This window comes from Clostridium polynesiense (assembly GCF_000820705.1).
GTDB classification, from domain to species: Bacteria; Bacillota; Clostridia; order Clostridiales; family Clostridiaceae; genus Clostridium_AA; species Clostridium_AA polynesiense.
In genome coordinates, this window is sequence record NZ_CCXI01000111.1 from 1 (window position 1) to 15,567 (window position 15,567).

Sequence of the window (15,567 nt, forward strand, 5' to 3'; positions counted from 1 at the left end):
ATTTTCCATATTATTTGATAAAATCTTAATCTGCTCAGATAATGTTGTTATCCCAGCTTTACCAATTTCTAATATATTCCCCTCTAGCTCCTTGATATTAGAACATTCACTTTGAGTAACAGCCTCCAGCAGCATAGGTAAATTTACGCCTATTATACATGGTATATCGCTGTTTCTAAGACACCTCATAGCAGTATTACATGGCGTACCTCCGTAGAAATCCACAAAAACGAAAACGCCGTCTCCTTCATCCATTTCTACAAGAGCTTCCCTAAATCTTTTTTCATATTCTTCCGGGCCCTCTCCATGAACTAATTCTACTGCTTTAATTTTATAATCATCACCTGCTATTAACTCCACAGCACTTTTTAATCCACTTCCTAATGCACCATGTGTTGCAATTACAAATCCTATCAATATTCCACCTCCTAATATGAGATAAACTGCAATAATATTATAAATTTATAATAAACTTATCTTTTACGGTGGTTGTATGTAACCTTTATCCTACGTAGGCAAATATTCCAAGATAATATCCAACAATTCCTACTGCCATTAAAATTAGTATGATGTATACAGGAGATATCTTTTTCTTTAAAAGCCCCCATGTTCCCATTATCACACCAAAAGGTAATAAGTTTTTAACCAATCCATCTAAAACTTCCTGAAGAACAACGCTTGTTTCCCCAATGGTCACCTGAAGAGGTGTAGTTAAAAACACTCTTTCTGCCCCCATTGCTCCAACAACAATTAATCCTAGAATCGCAAAGGCACTGGTAAGATTTGTTAATGAATTACTATTTCCAATTATCTTCATGATTGCAGATCTACCCTGTCTGAATCCTATCATGTATAAGTTATATCCAAGAATCAACATAATTCCTGTAAAGATTACGAAGAATAACACTGGACCTGCCATATTTCCCTGAAGTGCAAGTGAACATCCAATTGAAATAGTGATTGGGTATATAATTCCTCCTGCTAAGCTGTCACCAATACCTGCCATTGGTCCCATTAAACCTGTTCTTAACCCATTAATCATTTCATCAGAAATATCTGCTCCATTTGCTTTTTCCTCTTCAATAGAAGCACATATTCCAGGAATTACAGTACCTACGAAGGAAGGCTCTGTATTAAAGAAAACCAGATATCTCTTTAATGCAGCGCTGATATCCTCTGGATTTTTGTATAATCTTTTAATAATAGGAACCATTGCCAAAACATTTCCTGAAGCCTGCATTCTTTCATAGTTATATCCTATTTCCGCACCTAGTCCAATTAACCAATGCTTTATAAGATCTGATTTTTTAAGTTTTACACTGTAATTCTTTACTTCTGAAGCGCTATCCGCATTTTCATCAAGGTTAGAATCAAGTAAACCTTCTGAATCAGATGTTGCAGAAAAGTATTTATAAACAGCCAGACACGCACCTAATATAGCTAATGGCATTATTCCTAATTTAAGATAAGTGCTTGCAAAGAAACCTATTATAAAAAATATTATCATCTGTTTGTTTGCTAAAAAGTTTAAAAGCATTCCAACTCCCAGTGCAGGAATTAAACCACTGGTAACCCCAAGTGCATTAACTAAACTTTGAGGAATTTTATCCACGAGATTCATCATGAAATCTCCTCCGAACATTACCAATAAAAACGCTGGAAGTCCGTTAACTAAAAGAGAAGTAAGCTGTGGAAATAAAGCAGCATTGAGCCATATCTTATTGATTTCGCCTTTTTCAGCATTGGCATCACATCTATGTACCCAGAAAATATTAAGTGTCATCTGAAGCTGCCATAATAACACACCTAAAAGTCCTAGAGGTATAGCAAAAGTTAAAGCTAACTCTGGAGACGCCTTAGCAAGGATGGTTATAGCTGTACCATAAACTCCCGCTACACCAATATTCCCAGGCATAGCTCCTCCTGCAGATATCCATCCTAAATAAGCAAGATTGATGGTAGCTCCGGCAACTAACCCTAATTGAGGTTCACCTAAAATTATTCCAACTAAAGTACCGGTTACCAGTGGATAACAAAATGGCCAAGTTATTGGACTCCATACTCTACCACAGGCTAAGTTTGCAAGTATTGCAATTAATAAAGCTTGAAATATCATTTTTCATCCCCCTTTTTGTAAAGTAACTGTGATTTTTTCACTAAAAATTAACCATATTCTTTGATTGTTAATTATTTATTAATACAACCACCTTAAGTAAAGGTTATCATAAACCATTGGTATTTACAAGTGGTAAACATAGTTTTTTAAAAAAATTTATTTTAACTGATTTAATACAAAGCATGATTCCATGCCATTGTTATCACTAAATTTACTATATCTCCAAATTTTTTTTAAAAACATTCACGATAAAATTCTTATCACAATAATTTGTAAAAGTTATCATTTTACCATTATTTACACATAGTAAACCACTGGTATACCTCTTATACTCCTCATAGAAATCTGAAGTCACATCATCAACGCTTGTGGTTCATAAAATAAGAAAATATTTTAAATATTAATCATTTATTTTATCAGGGATAATAGCGGAAGTCCCGTATTTATAGTAATACTTGCAATATTTTATAGACAATGTCTTTAGAATTATATTAAAATATTAACAATAAGTGAAATAAATTGGGGTAAAAAAGATAATATCAGTCAGTTTGAAAGTGACCTTAAAGGGGAGATGGAATGTGGAATATGAAGTAGGAGATACCCTTCGGGTAGATGGAAAGCTTTATAGAATTATTGGAAAAATACAATACAAAAATCAGGAGGACAATTGCCGTTGGTTTGAGTATAGACTTAAGCAGCAAAATACAGGAACTGAACAGTGGCTAAGTTATGATGATATTTATGATGAATACTCCTTATCACATGGGGTAATACAAGCTCCATTAGAGGGATTTCATCAGGTGGATCAGGGAACTGAAGAGGTTATTGGAATATGGGGTGAAGTAGACGTTAGTGTGGGTGATCGTGCGTCTTTCTTTGAATATGAAGATGATTCTGAAGAAAATATTATATCTGTGGAGCAATGGGATGATGAAAAGGAATTTTCTCTTGGATATTACCTTGATTACAACGAGATAAGCTTAGAGCAGAATCTACAAAGAGAACAGAAACATAAAAATTCCTCTTCGAAATTAAAGGGAAAAAGAAGCTTTAAACCCTTTATTATTATTTTAATTCTACTGATTGGCATAGCTTTTTTTGCTAATACTATATTTTCCAAAAAAAATGTTATTGCAAAATATTTGAAGGATAATCCGTCGTCCTACACCTATGTAACCTCCATTACAGGGAATAATAATGAAAAAGCGGATGTATACCAATCTATATTTGATTTGGATACCACGGTGAAGCAGATTATTCAGGCAGTGAAAGGCAATGTTGAGGATGTGCAGCAAAATACCGAAGACGGCGATAAAAGCGTGGCCATTTTAACTAGTGAAGAGTACTGTCTTGTATATCTTTCTAATGATCAGGAGGTACTTGTGCAGATTTCAAGCCGCAAGTATGCATATTCAACAGACAAGTCCCCCTATCACGCTCACAGAGGGACCTATGTGTATTATAGACGCTACTATTATTCCAGAGGATACTCTAATGATTCTAATTCTTTTGGGAGATATGATTCCCCTTACAAAAATTACAATGGGGAAAAAGTTAATGTAAACACTTCCGATCCGTACAGTGTATATTCTTCAAGTATAAGACAATCCAGTGTAAACAGCCGCCCTTCTTCCGGGGGAGGTCTTAGCAGTGGAAAATAATAAAAAAAGGAGATGGGTAATATGGAATTATTGATAGAAATTATGTATGTAGCTATATATTCAGCGCTAGGTATTGTGCTTATGGTATTAGGAAATTTCCTTATTGATTTAGTTGTGCCATGTCATTTTCCAACGGAGATTAAAAAAGGAAATCAGGCTGTTGGATGGATAAGTGCAGGTTCTTTTATTGGAATCGGCATTATTTTGCGTACAGCTATTATGTCGCCTGCATCACAAGCTATAAAGGAAAGTTTACTTTCAGGAATTCTAAATAGTGTACTATACTTTGTTCTAGGAATTTTATTTTTTAGTCTTGGTTATGTAGTAGTATATTTCTTAAATAGGCGTTATAACTTGAATGAAGAGATTGGCAGCGGAAATAATGCAGCAGGTATTATGGTTTTTGGCATTTTTGTAGGCCTGGCACTTGTAATTAGCGGAGTTATCTGCTGATGAAAAAATATAGACTGCTTATGCTTACCACTCTGATTATTTCCGGCTGTTCTATTTGTTATGAGCTGATTATCAGTGCGGTAAGTTCGTATTTACTTGGAGACAGTACGCTTCATTACTCAATTACCATTGGACTTTACATGTCAGCAATGGGCCTTGGTTCGTATGTTTCCAAGTATATGAAAGATAACTTATTTAATTGGTTTGTTTTCATCGAGATAGGTGTAGCTATTGTTGGCGGAACCAGTGCGCTTCTTTTGTTTTATGCCAACTTGTATTTGGAAACTTATCAGATTGTCATGTACTTGGAAATTATTATTATAGGTACCTTTGTTGGAGCTGAAATTCCATTGTTAACTCGAATTATAGAAAATGATAATGATAATCTTAGAATTACTCTATCCTCTATTTTCAGTTTTGATTATATAGGAGGGCTTGTGGGTTCCATTGCTTTTCCCCTTCTGTTGCTACCACAGCTGGGATATTTTGCAACAGCCTTTTTTATAGGATGTATGAATGCTGCTGCAGCTGCACTTATTATATTTAAATACGCTGGACGTATACGACAGGTTCGCATTTACAAATTTTCTGTAGTAGTTCTTTTTATTTTAATGGCAATGGGAATGCTTTTTTCTGATAGTATTTCAAAGCATGTGGAAAACGGTTTATACCGGGACAGAGTTATATTGTCGGAGCACACCCAATATCAGCATATCGTTATGACAAAGCATAAGGACGATTTAAGGCTGTATATTGATGGCAATGTACAGTTTTGTTCTTTAGACGAATATCGTTATCATGAGGCATTAGTCCATATTCCAATGGCAAAAGCAGAGCAAAAGGATAAGGTTCTGGTTCTTGGAGGAGGCGATGGTCTTGCAGTCCGTGAGTTATTAAAGTATGAGGGTACAGAGATCACACTGGTTGATTTGGACGAACAAATGGTTTCTATTTGTATGGAAAACCCCAATATTACAGCTTTAAACAAGGATTCTTTGAAAAGTGATAGATTAACTATTGTCAATCAGGATGCCTATCAATTTTTAAAAGAAACAAAGGAAAATTTTGATGTGATTATTGTTGATTTGCCGGATCCTAACAATGAGTCTTTGAATAAGCTTTATACAAATACTTTTTATCGTTTATGTTATCAGGCTATGACGGAGGAAGGGGTTATGACAGTGCAGTCAACAAGTCCTTATTATTCTTCCAAAGCCTTTTGGTGTATCAATGACACCTTGGAAAGTGAAGGCTTTTTGGTTCATCCATATCATTTGCAAGTACCCTCCTTTGGCGATTGGGGATTTAATTTAGCCTCTAAAAAGCCGTTAAAGGAGGAAACAGCACTCCAGGTTGATACGAAATATCTTACTCAGGATAACATACACTCACTTTTTATTTTTGGAAAGGACGAAATGCCCAAAGAGAAAGTGGAAATTAACTCATTATCTAAACCAGCATTAATTCAGTATTATTCAGAAGCTATAAGAAACTGGGAGTAAACTCATTGTAAGATAGATAATGAGAATTTATATAGGATTATCTTTTCAAAAAAACAGAAATGTCCACATAATGGACATTTCTTTCTTATTTACTGTTCTTTAAACCCTCCAACTTTTCATCAACTATCAACTTTATAGCCTTTATTAAAACTTCATCCGCTCCAGATCTAGAGTCAAAGCGGAAGGTATTTTTAACAATAGATCTTCCGGTAAAAAACCTGTACCATACCGCTGCGGTTAGATATCTTCCATAAATAAAGTCCATATGATATCCGTCACGGCACAAGGATATTCCTCCCTTTCCGTAATTAAAGCATTTATTCCTTCGAGCAGCTTGTACAACATCACCGCAGGGAATTAAAGTCAGATTTAAATCCTCCGCCACTGAATAATATGCCTCTTTAAGTTTTTCATACATATTTTCCTGGCTGTTATTGTAATTTAAAAAGCTTGGGTGCGTGCTGTCTATTTCATAAGCCCAGGTTTGGTGAATTATCTGTTTTGCATTTGGTGCTGTTTCTATTAAATAATTTGATATATCCCTAATATAGGGATAAAAGCTTTCTTTTATTCCAGACAAGCCACTGGCCTGCTGAAGAGTAATAAAATCCCATTCATGTTCTAAAACCACTTCTTTTATTGATGCCATTCTACCTTCAAAGCTTCCGTTTAAGCTATACTCATAGGCCTTTTCATCCTGTAGTATATTATTCCAGTGAGTCTCCAGTGAACATCCCCCTATATAGAGATTTACTACGTTTATATCCACATCATCAGCTTCTGCAATTTGATGGAGATATTTAGTTGCATCTTCAGAAAAGCTATTACCTATTGCAAGAATATTCATATTATCCCTCCTCTATGATGGATTATAACTCAATATAGACTTCTGTTAAATGAACTATTTTAACTCTTTAACAACTATTCTAACCAATGTATAAAAATATCCTATAATATTTGGAAAACAACAAAAATAGGAGCTTTTTCAAGCTCCATAAATATATTAATATTTTCTATTCGAAATCCTCAAAACCTATTAAAATTCCGCCCTTTTCAGCATAATAGCTGCATAAACCGCTTGTAGCCATAATTTTAATTTCAGCCTTAGGGTATTTGTCTTTAATTATAGACTTTAAATATTCTGCTCTTTCGTCGTTAAAACAATGACTTATTATTACTTTTGCTCCCTTATAACCTCTTGATATCATTTCTTCTACAGCCTTATCGTAAGCAGAGAGTTTTCCTCTGGATTTTTTAAGTACCTCCAGCATTCCCTCTTCACTGGCACAGCCCATAATCTTTATTCCAAGAAGACCAGCCATTGCCCCCTGAACTTTGCTTACACGGCCATTTTTTACAAGGTTGTCCAAAGATTCAAGAACAAATAACAGATTGGTGTGCTTTCGGTATTTTTCAATTTCTTCTACTATCTCTTCAAATTCCAATCCTTGTGCAATAAGATTCACTAATTTGTATACAATTAATGTTATTTCAGGTCCTGCGGATTTTGAATCTATAAGATGAATATTTTTTTCGGGATGTTTTTCAAGGAGCATATTTTTAGCTACCTGAGCACTGGCATAGCTTCCTGAAAGAGCTCCGGTAATTGTCACTGCAAACACATTATCTGATTGCTCATAAAATTTGTACCAATCCCCGGGGCTTGGTGCTGCACTTCCGGTTTTACCTTTATATTCAGTCATTTCCTTCATAAATTCTTTTACATTGAGATTAAAATCATCTATAAATTCTTTATCTCCAACCTGCAGCTTTAATGCTGCTCTGTTAAATTCAATTTTCTCATTGGATACCATTTCTATATTAGTTATATCACAGCCTGAGTCAACTACAATTCCAAATTTCATGTTTTACCTCCGATATTGTTTTCACTACTAGCTGTTATTGTATACTAAATTCTTTTATGATACAATTTACAAAAACCTATGAAATGTAAACTTTTAATTATGGAGGCAGTTATGGAAAGCATATACCCAGAATCCAACCCTACAGAAAGAAATAAATTCACAAGGATGTGTATAGCTGAAGCACTAATAGAATTAATGGATACTCACAATATAGAAAGCATAACTGTAACGGATATAATTAAGAGAGCCGGTGTGTCCCGCAGAACCTATTATAATTACTTTAAGTCCAAAGCAGAGGTTTTATCTAAATACCTTCAGGAAATAGTTGCTGAATATATCAAGGAAACAAGAACCAGAACAGATATAGGCGGCTTTAATGATTATGCTCATATATGCCACTGTTTTCAATTCTTTCAGAAATATCATACCTTTGTAAGCACTCTTATGAAGGCTAATCTTTACTCTATTTTAATAAATGCCCTAAACCAGTATATGGAGGTATATGTTCTGCCTGATTCCTCTTATTCAAGATACGAGTTGTTTTATTATGCCGGTGCCTTAAGCAATACTTATGTAAAATGGATTGAAGGGGGAATGAAGGAATCCCCTGAGGAAATAGCAAAAGTAGTGTATTTATTTATACATAGATAAACTAATAGCAGTTTTCCTCTTCACATTCTTCCCCTTCAAAGTCTATCTCAATAGTCACATGGTCTATTCCTTTTTCCTTCATCAGCTCTCTAATTTTATGCTTTATCTTAATAACATCCTTACGTTCAATCTCTTTACCTACAACTATATGTGTACTTAAGAGATTCTTTTCCCCCTCTAATGACCAAATATGAGTATGATGCACTGACTTAACTTTAGTTTTATTTATAATTTCCTGCTGCACTGCACTGATGGATAAATTTTTAGGAACTCCCTGGAGAAAAACATTTAAAATTTCTTTTAAATTTTTCATCACATTATATAGTACATATATAGTAATCAAAACAGATAAAATAGGGTCAAGTATTGGTAAATCTATAAACATAAGTACAATACTGACAATAAAAATCACGGCCCATCCTAAGACGTCTTCCATGAGGTGCCAGGAAACAACCCTTTCGTTTAAGGAAGTCCCTTTCTTTAATCTTAAGACTGCTACACCGTTAATAAGTATGCCTAAAACCGCGAAGATAAGCATTCCAGTAGGATTTACCCTTTCCGGTTTAAAAATTCTTGGAATTGACCTCATTAAAATAACTGTAGAACCGCTTATCAGTATCAGACTGTTAACTAATGCTCCCAGCAGGGAAAACCTGGCATATCCAAAGGAAAACTTCTCATCAGGGCCTTTTTCTGCGTATCTTTCTAAATACCATGCAATCCCTAAGGAAAGTGAATCACCAAGGTCATGGAGTGCATCGGATAATATAGCCATACTATTAGTCCAAAGTCCTCCTATAATTTCTAATATGGTAAAAGTAAAATTTAATAAGAAGGCTGTTCTTATATTTTCTTGAGCTTCATGGTTGTGATTATGGTTATGGCTCATTTATGGTGCACCTCTTTTCTTCCGTTTCATTATAGTTCAAGCTGCTTTAGAGCCGATGCTAAGAGCTTTCTTTAATTAATTATAGAACAACTAAATTTACCTTGCAATTTCTTAAATGGTAAATATAAGAAAACATCTCAAAAGGTCTAAGCATAAACTTTCTTAAAATCCCTTCATAATTTAAACAAACAGAAAAATCCCCTCAGACCAATAGCCTAAGAGGATCTTTATCATTATATATGCTTATAGCAAAATGAAAGTTTTTTATTTAAAAGAAACGGACGTAAATATGCAACTGTACTGCATAAAGGAAGAACATCTTCACTTAAATTAATTCCAAGGATATTTTTCATATATTCTTTACGTTTTATAATCCTATTCCATAACTCTGGATACTTATCTCTAATTTCTTCCTTTAACTCATCATCAGCAAGTGCAATGGTGCTTTCAGCAGATACTCCATCATATCCTGGAACACGAGGAATAATGTCAGTTTGAAAAATCATTCCGCTTTTAATTAGTTCCTCAGAACCATCATATATAGGAGAGGACATCCACTCTTCATCAGCTGTTAAGTGTCCTGGGCATAGAGACCAATTATATTTTTCTTTAGGAATAACAGATTCTATAAGATTATACATATCTTTGCCTCTCATACCAATTTGTATATTCTCAAGCCAAGCTGTAATGGCAGTAAAATATGGTGCTGCCACCTCTTCGGCATAGTGTTTTTTCTGTTCTGGAAGATCAGAATTACTCATCACTGCATATCCTGCTCTGCTGGATAAACCTCCTTTATATCCCACGGTTAGAGATATTGCATCTCCTAACATCACTTTTTTATCTGTAGGATATAAGTTACCTTTCTCGAACCTTTTTCCTGCAGCTGCTATAGTTACCACGCTATTTCTCTGACCAAAAGCATTAAGCATACTTCCTAATTCCATTTCGGTAACACCAACATCAAGCTTATCCATTGCTCTTAACATACAATCTGAAGCTAGAGATGCACCAAACTCATAATGTGCTATTTCGTTAGCATTATTAACTCTGCGTGCTCCATCATTTCCGGAGATGAATATATCCGCCCTATTAGTAATGCAGCCATCCTCTCCAAGAAGTTTCTTTATAGAATTTACGATGAAATATGGAACATCAAATATATTTCTGTTTTCTTCTACTCTACTGGTAAAATGCTTCCAACCCACTAATCCGGCCTTCATTCCTTTTTTAATTCCAGCTTCTATTAAGAAACTGTCAAAAGATTTATGGGGCTCCATAGGCTGATTTGGTAAAGAAAAGTGAGGACAGTGTATTCCCTTAACAGGAATCCTTGAATATTGAGCTTTATTGTAATTTTCATTTCCTAAAAGAAGAAAAGCATTTCCATCAGAATGAAGAACTAAAAGAGCTTCCTCAAATCGTGGAATAAAGCCCACAAGATATTCAAAATTGCTGCCATGCTCAACATCTGCATAAACTAATAAAACATCCAATTCAGCAAGCTTCATTTGCTCTAATACCTTTTTAGCTCTAAGTTGCATAGTTTCATCATCAATTAATACAGGTATTCCGCTGCAGTCAGGATTTGGAGCTTCCATTTCCCTTAGTCCTGCATTTTTATAATCATACTTAGTTATCATTTAACTTCCTCCACTCAACTATTTTACTGTTACCTTTAGAATTGTTTCATTAAATGAAGTAACCTTTCCTGATAAAATTGGCTTTTCAATTTTTTCTATTACATCACCATTAGTAATAACCATTGGTATTACAGCACTTTTTGCTTTTTTCTTTATTAATTCCAGGTCAACAGTTACAAGAACATCTCCGGCTTTAACTTTTTTTCCCTCTTCAACGTATGCCGTAAAGCCTTCCCCCTTCATAGAAACAGTATCCAAACCAATATGAATTAAGATTTCAACACCATTTTCTGTTCTGATACCTAGGGCATGCTTTGTAGGGAAAATTTGTATTATTTCACCGTCAACAGGAGATACTATTTTCCCTTCAGCAGGCATAATGGCTATACCGTCTCCCATCATTTTATCTGCAAATACAGCATCTGGGACATCCTCAAGCTTTACTATATCACCAGATGCATGTGCCTTTAGTTCCATGGTTTTAGTTAACTTCTCTTTTTTGCCAAACAATTTTTTAAACATAATTATCCTTCCTTTTAATTCAAAGTCATTATAATAGAAGCAATAATATTAATCCTGCTGCATTTCTTCACTGCTGCTTAGCTCTTTTACCGAATACAGCAATACGTCGATTCCCTTTTTCAAATCTTCATATTCAGTCCATTCATCTGGATGATGTGTTATGCCGCCTCTTTTGCTTGGTACAAAAATCATATTTGTAGGGATAAACTCTGACATCATCATTGCATCATGACCGGTACCCTCTTTTAATACCATACAGCTATATCCTAGTTCATCACAAATTTTCTTTGCAATTTCATTGTTCTTTGCTGACATATGGCTGGGAGGTGTAGGGTTGCTGTAACCTCTTCGAGCAACTTCACTTAATTCTATTTTTACTTTTGTCTCTTCCTCTATAGCCTCTATTTCCTTTTTAAATTCTTCATATAGATTTACTTCACTTAATACCTTGTCATCAAAAACTCTAACCTCTACTGATGCCTCTGCAAATTCAGGAACAAATTGATGAGAATTAGGAGATATAGTCAACTCTCCAACGTTTCCTGTGATTCCTCCCCCTATCTCTTTCAGTATTTTGTTAACTGCTAATACAAACTTTGAAGCAGCAACTAAAGCATCCTTTCTAATATCCATAGGTGCAGTAGTAGCCTTTAATTCTCCCTGAAACTTCACCTTATATCTTCCTATTCCAGGGAAATCCTCTACTAATCCTATTTCTTTTTTATTGTTATCAAGTATAGGACCTTGTTCCACATGAAGCTCTATAAAAGTTTTTATAGAACCTTCCGGTCTCTTAGCACTTTCCAAATCAGGAGTAAAACCGTATTCTATCATAGCCTGTCTTTTGCTAATTCCATTTTTGTCCTTAGCAAGATCTAATTCTTCTTCTACAAAACGACCTATAAGTGCACGGGAATTTGCAACTCCTGTACCAACTCCAAATCTGTGTCCTTCTTCAGCATTCATTGCGATTATTTCTATTGGATAATAGTTTTCAATATTATTTTCTTCAAAAACTCTTAGAACTTCCAAAGCTGCTACTACTCCAGCTACTCCGTCAAAAGCTCCTCCATTAGTTACTGAATCATAGTGAGAGCCAATCAAAATAACCGGTGCTTCAGGATTTTTTCCTTCTCTGCGGCCAAATAAATTTGAAAATCCGTCCTCCCATACCTTTAATCCAATTTTTTTCATCTCGCTTATTAAATATTCTCTGGCTGCCCTGTCCTCCTTAGTATATGAAAGCCTTGTAACTCCATTACCGGGAGTGGCAGTAAAAGTAGCTAATGTTTCAATATCCTTAATAACCCTATCTAAATTAATCTTCACAATTATCGCCATCCTTTCGAAATGTATTGTATTCTGCAATCTAAAGTAATAGTAGCACCCATGAAAGTCATAAACAATGTCTATAAGGGATTTAAATTTTGCAGTCTTATTTAGGTTATAATTTCGCAGCGTGAAAAAAAAATCAGGTAATAATATGTAAGCCTCCTTTTATTATCACTGCTGTAAGCATGGTGCTTTTATGATATAATAAGCTTTGCAATATAATTCATGAAATGCAGGAGGTACTAATTACAAAAATGGAAACGTTGATTAATAAATATTTTGATTCCTTAAGCGAAAATGATATACATGTTTTGAATTTTATTCAGCAAAATCTGGAATTGTGTAAGGATAAAACCGTTTTAGAAATAGCTAAGCTATGCAATGTTTCTCCTTCTACTGTAGTTAGAACGACTAAGAAATTAAATTTTGCCGGATATAGTGAATTCCGCTATTTTCTAAAAAAAGAAGCTGACAAAGTAAAGCAAAATAAAACTCCTAAAAATCAACAATTTGAAAGTTCAGTTTTGCTTAGAGATGTTACCCAGACTATCAAGTTCTTTGAAGAAGATAAAAGCTTAGAAAAAATATATAAGCTATTGTCAGAAGCAAATAATATCTTTGCTTACGGAACAGGATACGGTCAAAATTTGATGCTTCAGGAATTTTCAAGATGCTTGCTAAATAATAATATTCATTTGAAAATCATCCCAAGAAAAACGGAGCTTGAACTAATTTCTCATTCAATAACCTCTAAAGATCTATTAATAGTAGCTTCATTATCAGGAAATATAGATAGTTTCGATCATATAGTTAAAAATATTATAGTTAAACAGGTACCAATCATATCTGTAACTTCATTTTCCAGAAATGATTTAGCTAATTTAGCAACCTTCAATATTTATTATCAGGTTTCTTATTTAAACAAGATAAACAATTTAAATAACTCCTCTTTTTGTACATTAAATTTGGTTTTAAGTTTACTATACGAAGGTTTTAATAATTATTTAGGAGTAAATGCTACGGAAAGTTAAAGATTAAATCACAGTAAAAGTCAGCAAATCCCCACCTCAAAAGAAGCAGGGATTTGCTTGTTTTTATTTATCAGCCTTTAGCTCTCTTTTAATTTGAAGTATTCTTGCTGTTTTGGCATTTTACTTCCTTTTTTAATGCTTGTGTTGCTTTTTCTACTTTTGAGCCATATACAACCTGAATATTACTATTATCGATTCTAACAATTCCCATTGATCCGGTTTCTTTTAATAAGGATTCATTTACTATAGATGTATCCTTCAATACTAATCTTAATCTGGATATACAATTATCAATTTCTACAATATTCTCTATTCCGCCTAATGCTTTAAGAATTTTGCTTCCTAATCCATAGGTATCTAATTTTAAATTATCCTCATTTTCATCTAAATCAATTTCCAAATCTCTTCCAGGTGTTTTAACATCAAATTTTACAATAACATATTTAAATACGAAATAGTAAATTACAGCATAAGCAACACCAAGTGCAACAACTAAATACCATTTAGTATAAGATCCTTGCAGGATTCCAAATATTGTTAAATCGATCATTCCTCCGCCGGCATTTCCAACAGCTACCTTAAATAATGTCATCAACATAAATGATAGTCCTGCCATAAATGCATGGAACAGCCAAAGAACTGGAGATATAAATATGAATGCAAATTCTATAGGTTCAGTTATACCTGTAGCAAAGGAAGTCAGCGCAGCTGCAAGAAGCATTCCTTTAACTTTTTTACGCTTCTCAGGATGAGCTGTTTTATACATAGCATAACATGCAGCAGGTAGTCCAAAAACCATAAATGCATGAGTTCCTTGTGTTAAGAAACGAGTTGATTGTCTTAAAACTTCTAAGTTAGGCTGGTTTAATGCTAATTCAGCATTAAAGATTGTTAATGCTCCTGTAAGGGTTTCACCATTAATTACTGCAGTACCTCCAATTGGTGTAAAACGGATTAACTGATTTAATATGTGGTGTAATCCTGTTGGAATAAGCAGTCTTTCTGTAAAACCATATATAAAAGTTCCAAATGCTCCTGTGTTAGCAATTACTCCGCCTAATCCATTAATTATATTACTAAAATAAGGCCATATAAAATAAGACGCAATTGATACAAAAGGTATTGTAACAATAATCATAATTGGTACAAAACGATTACCGCTGAAGAAACTAAAGATTGTAGGAAGCTGTTGTGTATGGTATCTGTTGTGGATAAATGCAGTCCATAATCCTACTAAAATACCTCCAAAAATACCCATACGATATGTAAAAATACCTAATAAAGTTTCATAAGCAGAGGATATCTGGAAAGCCTCAAGCTGGGTTCTTCCCTGATTCATTAAATATTCCACTGAAGTAGTTTCAGCTGTAATATTGCCTAATTTAAGCAGATAGCTAATAACTACATGAAAAATTACAAAAGCGATAACTACAGCAAATCCAGCTATCTCCTTGTCCTCTTTTGCCATTCCTGTTGCTACTGAAATAGCAAATAAAATAGGTAATAAACCAAACATCATAGAAACAATTGCCTGCACGCCACCTATGAAATTTTTCACATAATAAGCATTGGAAACAGCATCACCAACAATATTTGGATTTTGTAATATAGATACAATACCTAAAAGCAATCCTGATGCAACAATTATTGATAATGGTCCCATTAATGTTTTACCAAGTTTTTGTATTTTAGTTCTCATACTGTTCCTCCTATTTGTTAAATAAAGTTTTAAATTCTTATGAATTTATAACCTTTCCCAATCCAGCTATCAAAAAATCAGTTTTAACGATTACATTATGCTTAAATTAATAATTCCTTACTGATTTTTAAACTACAGCCCTTGGAAATAGAGATTAGATAATTTAAATTACCTCCCCCCTCTTTTAAGACCTATTTTTTTCT

14 protein-coding genes are annotated in these 15,567 nt (G+C 34.0%); 5 read left to right on the forward strand and 9 right to left on the reverse strand.

The annotated features are described in order from the left end of the window. The coding region (locus TA89_RS10230; protein ID WP_052447426.1) for a PTS sugar transporter subunit IIA at positions 1-417 on the reverse strand (417 nt) is incomplete at its 3' end. An 85-nt stretch (positions 418-502) separates the two neighbouring features. Beyond that, the gene (locus tag TA89_RS10235; RefSeq protein ID WP_040213176.1) at positions 503-2,116 is read right to left on the reverse strand and encodes a PTS system mannose/fructose/sorbose family transporter subunit IID; all 1,614 of its coding nucleotides are present in this window, start codon (positions 2,114-2,116) and stop codon (positions 503-505) included. Positions 2,117-2,694: 578 nt separating this feature from the next. On the opposite strand from TA89_RS10235, the gene TA89_RS10240 reads away from it, so the two are divergent. Genes TA89_RS10240 through TA89_RS10250 form a run of 3 tightly spaced genes read left to right on the forward strand, consistent with a single transcriptional unit; the run spans position 2,695 to position 5,732 of the window. Beyond that, entirely contained in the window at positions 2,695-3,777 is a 1,083-nt protein-coding gene (locus TA89_RS10240; RefSeq protein ID WP_052447427.1) for a DUF4178 domain-containing protein, read from the forward strand. 21 nt (positions 3,778-3,798) lie between these two features. After that, positions 3,799-4,230: a DUF350 domain-containing protein gene (locus TA89_RS10245; protein WP_040213178.1), complete on the forward strand. Its 432-nt coding sequence runs from the start codon at positions 3,799-3,801 to the stop codon at positions 4,228-4,230. Continuing rightward, complete coding sequence (locus tag TA89_RS10250) at positions 4,230-5,732, forward strand: polyamine aminopropyltransferase (protein ID WP_040213180.1); 1,503 nt, start codon at positions 4,230-4,232, stop codon at positions 5,730-5,732. Before TA89_RS10245 ends, TA89_RS10250 begins: the two co-directional genes overlap by 1 nt. An 85-nt stretch (positions 5,733-5,817) precedes the next feature. Here the strand turns inward: TA89_RS10250 and TA89_RS10255 are convergent, their stop codons facing one another. Continuing rightward, the gene (locus TA89_RS10255; RefSeq protein ID WP_052447430.1) at positions 5,818-6,579 is read right to left on the reverse strand and encodes a DUF4886 domain-containing protein; all 762 of its coding nucleotides are present in this window, start codon (positions 6,577-6,579) and stop codon (positions 5,818-5,820) included. 166 nt (positions 6,580-6,745) lie between these two features. Next, entirely contained in the window at positions 6,746-7,597 is an 852-nt protein-coding gene (locus tag TA89_RS10260; protein WP_040213181.1) for a DegV family protein, read from the reverse strand. Between the two features lie 111 nt (positions 7,598-7,708). On the opposite strand from TA89_RS10260, the gene TA89_RS10265 reads away from it, so the two are divergent. After that, positions 7,709-8,248, forward strand: coding sequence for a TetR/AcrR family transcriptional regulator (locus tag TA89_RS10265; protein WP_052447432.1), 540 nt, complete (start codon positions 7,709-7,711; stop codon positions 8,246-8,248). A 1-nt stretch (position 8,249) separates the two neighbouring features. Here TA89_RS10265 and TA89_RS10270 read toward each other — a convergent pair whose 3' ends face one another. The 4 genes from TA89_RS10270 to TA89_RS10285 all read right to left on the reverse strand — a co-directional run bounded on the left by TA89_RS10270 (position 8,250) and on the right by TA89_RS10285 (position 12,631). Next, the gene (locus tag TA89_RS10270) at positions 8,250-9,137 is read right to left on the reverse strand and encodes a cation diffusion facilitator family transporter (RefSeq protein ID WP_040213182.1); all 888 of its coding nucleotides are present in this window, start codon (positions 9,135-9,137) and stop codon (positions 8,250-8,252) included. A gap of 233 nt (positions 9,138-9,370) precedes the next feature. Beyond that, entirely contained in the window at positions 9,371-10,780 is a 1,410-nt protein-coding gene (locus TA89_RS10275) for a M24 family metallopeptidase (RefSeq protein ID WP_052447434.1), read from the reverse strand. Positions 10,781-10,798: 18 nt separating this feature from the next. After that, entirely contained in the window at positions 10,799-11,302 is a 504-nt protein-coding gene (locus TA89_RS10280; protein WP_040213183.1) for a PTS sugar transporter subunit IIA, read from the reverse strand. Positions 11,303-11,350: 48 nt separating this feature from the next. Next, entirely contained in the window at positions 11,351-12,631 is a 1,281-nt protein-coding gene (locus TA89_RS10285; protein WP_040213184.1) for a Zn-dependent hydrolase, read from the reverse strand. Between the two features lie 257 nt (positions 12,632-12,888). Between TA89_RS10285 and TA89_RS10290 the strand changes: the two genes are divergently transcribed. Continuing rightward, positions 12,889-13,665 carry a MurR/RpiR family transcriptional regulator gene (locus tag TA89_RS10290; RefSeq protein ID WP_052447435.1) on the forward strand — a complete coding sequence of 259 codons (777 nt, stop codon included), beginning with the start codon at positions 12,889-12,891 and terminating at the stop codon, positions 13,663-13,665. An 88-nt stretch (positions 13,666-13,753) separates the two neighbouring features. Here the strand turns inward: TA89_RS10290 and TA89_RS10295 are convergent, their stop codons facing one another. Beyond that, entirely contained in the window at positions 13,754-15,364 is a 1,611-nt protein-coding gene (locus tag TA89_RS10295) for a PTS transporter subunit EIIC (protein WP_040213186.1), read from the reverse strand. Positions 15,365-15,567: the final 203 nt, after the last annotated feature.

Coding starts and splice junctions, on each gene's coding strand:
- TA89_RS10275 (WP_052447434.1), bottom strand. CDS start 10,780: ATGATAACTAAGTATGATTATAAAAATGCAGGACTAAGGGAAATGGAA.
- TA89_RS10270 (WP_040213182.1), bottom strand. CDS start 9,137: ATGAGCCATAACCATAATCACAACCATGAAGCTCAAGAAAATATAAGA.
- TA89_RS10265 (WP_052447432.1), top strand. CDS start 7,709: ATGGAAAGCATATACCCAGAATCCAACCCTACAGAAAGAAATAAATTC.
- TA89_RS10255 (WP_052447430.1), bottom strand. CDS start 6,579: ATGAATATTCTTGCAATAGGTAATAGCTTTTCTGAAGATGCAACTAAA.
- TA89_RS10290 (WP_052447435.1), top strand. CDS start 12,889: ATGGAAACGTTGATTAATAAATATTTTGATTCCTTAAGCGAAAATGAT.
- TA89_RS10295 (WP_040213186.1), bottom strand. CDS start 15,364: ATGAGAACTAAAATACAAAAACTTGGTAAAACATTAATGGGACCATTA.
- TA89_RS10245 (WP_040213178.1), top strand. CDS start 3,799: ATGGAATTATTGATAGAAATTATGTATGTAGCTATATATTCAGCGCTA.
- TA89_RS10235 (WP_040213176.1), bottom strand. CDS start 2,116: ATGATATTTCAAGCTTTATTAATTGCAATACTTGCAAACTTAGCCTGT.
- TA89_RS10280 (WP_040213183.1), bottom strand. CDS start 11,302: ATGTTTAAAAAATTGTTTGGCAAAAAAGAGAAGTTAACTAAAACCATG.
- TA89_RS10250 (WP_040213180.1), top strand. CDS start 4,230: ATGAAAAAATATAGACTGCTTATGCTTACCACTCTGATTATTTCCGGC.
- TA89_RS10260 (WP_040213181.1), bottom strand. CDS start 7,597: ATGAAATTTGGAATTGTAGTTGACTCAGGCTGTGATATAACTAATATA.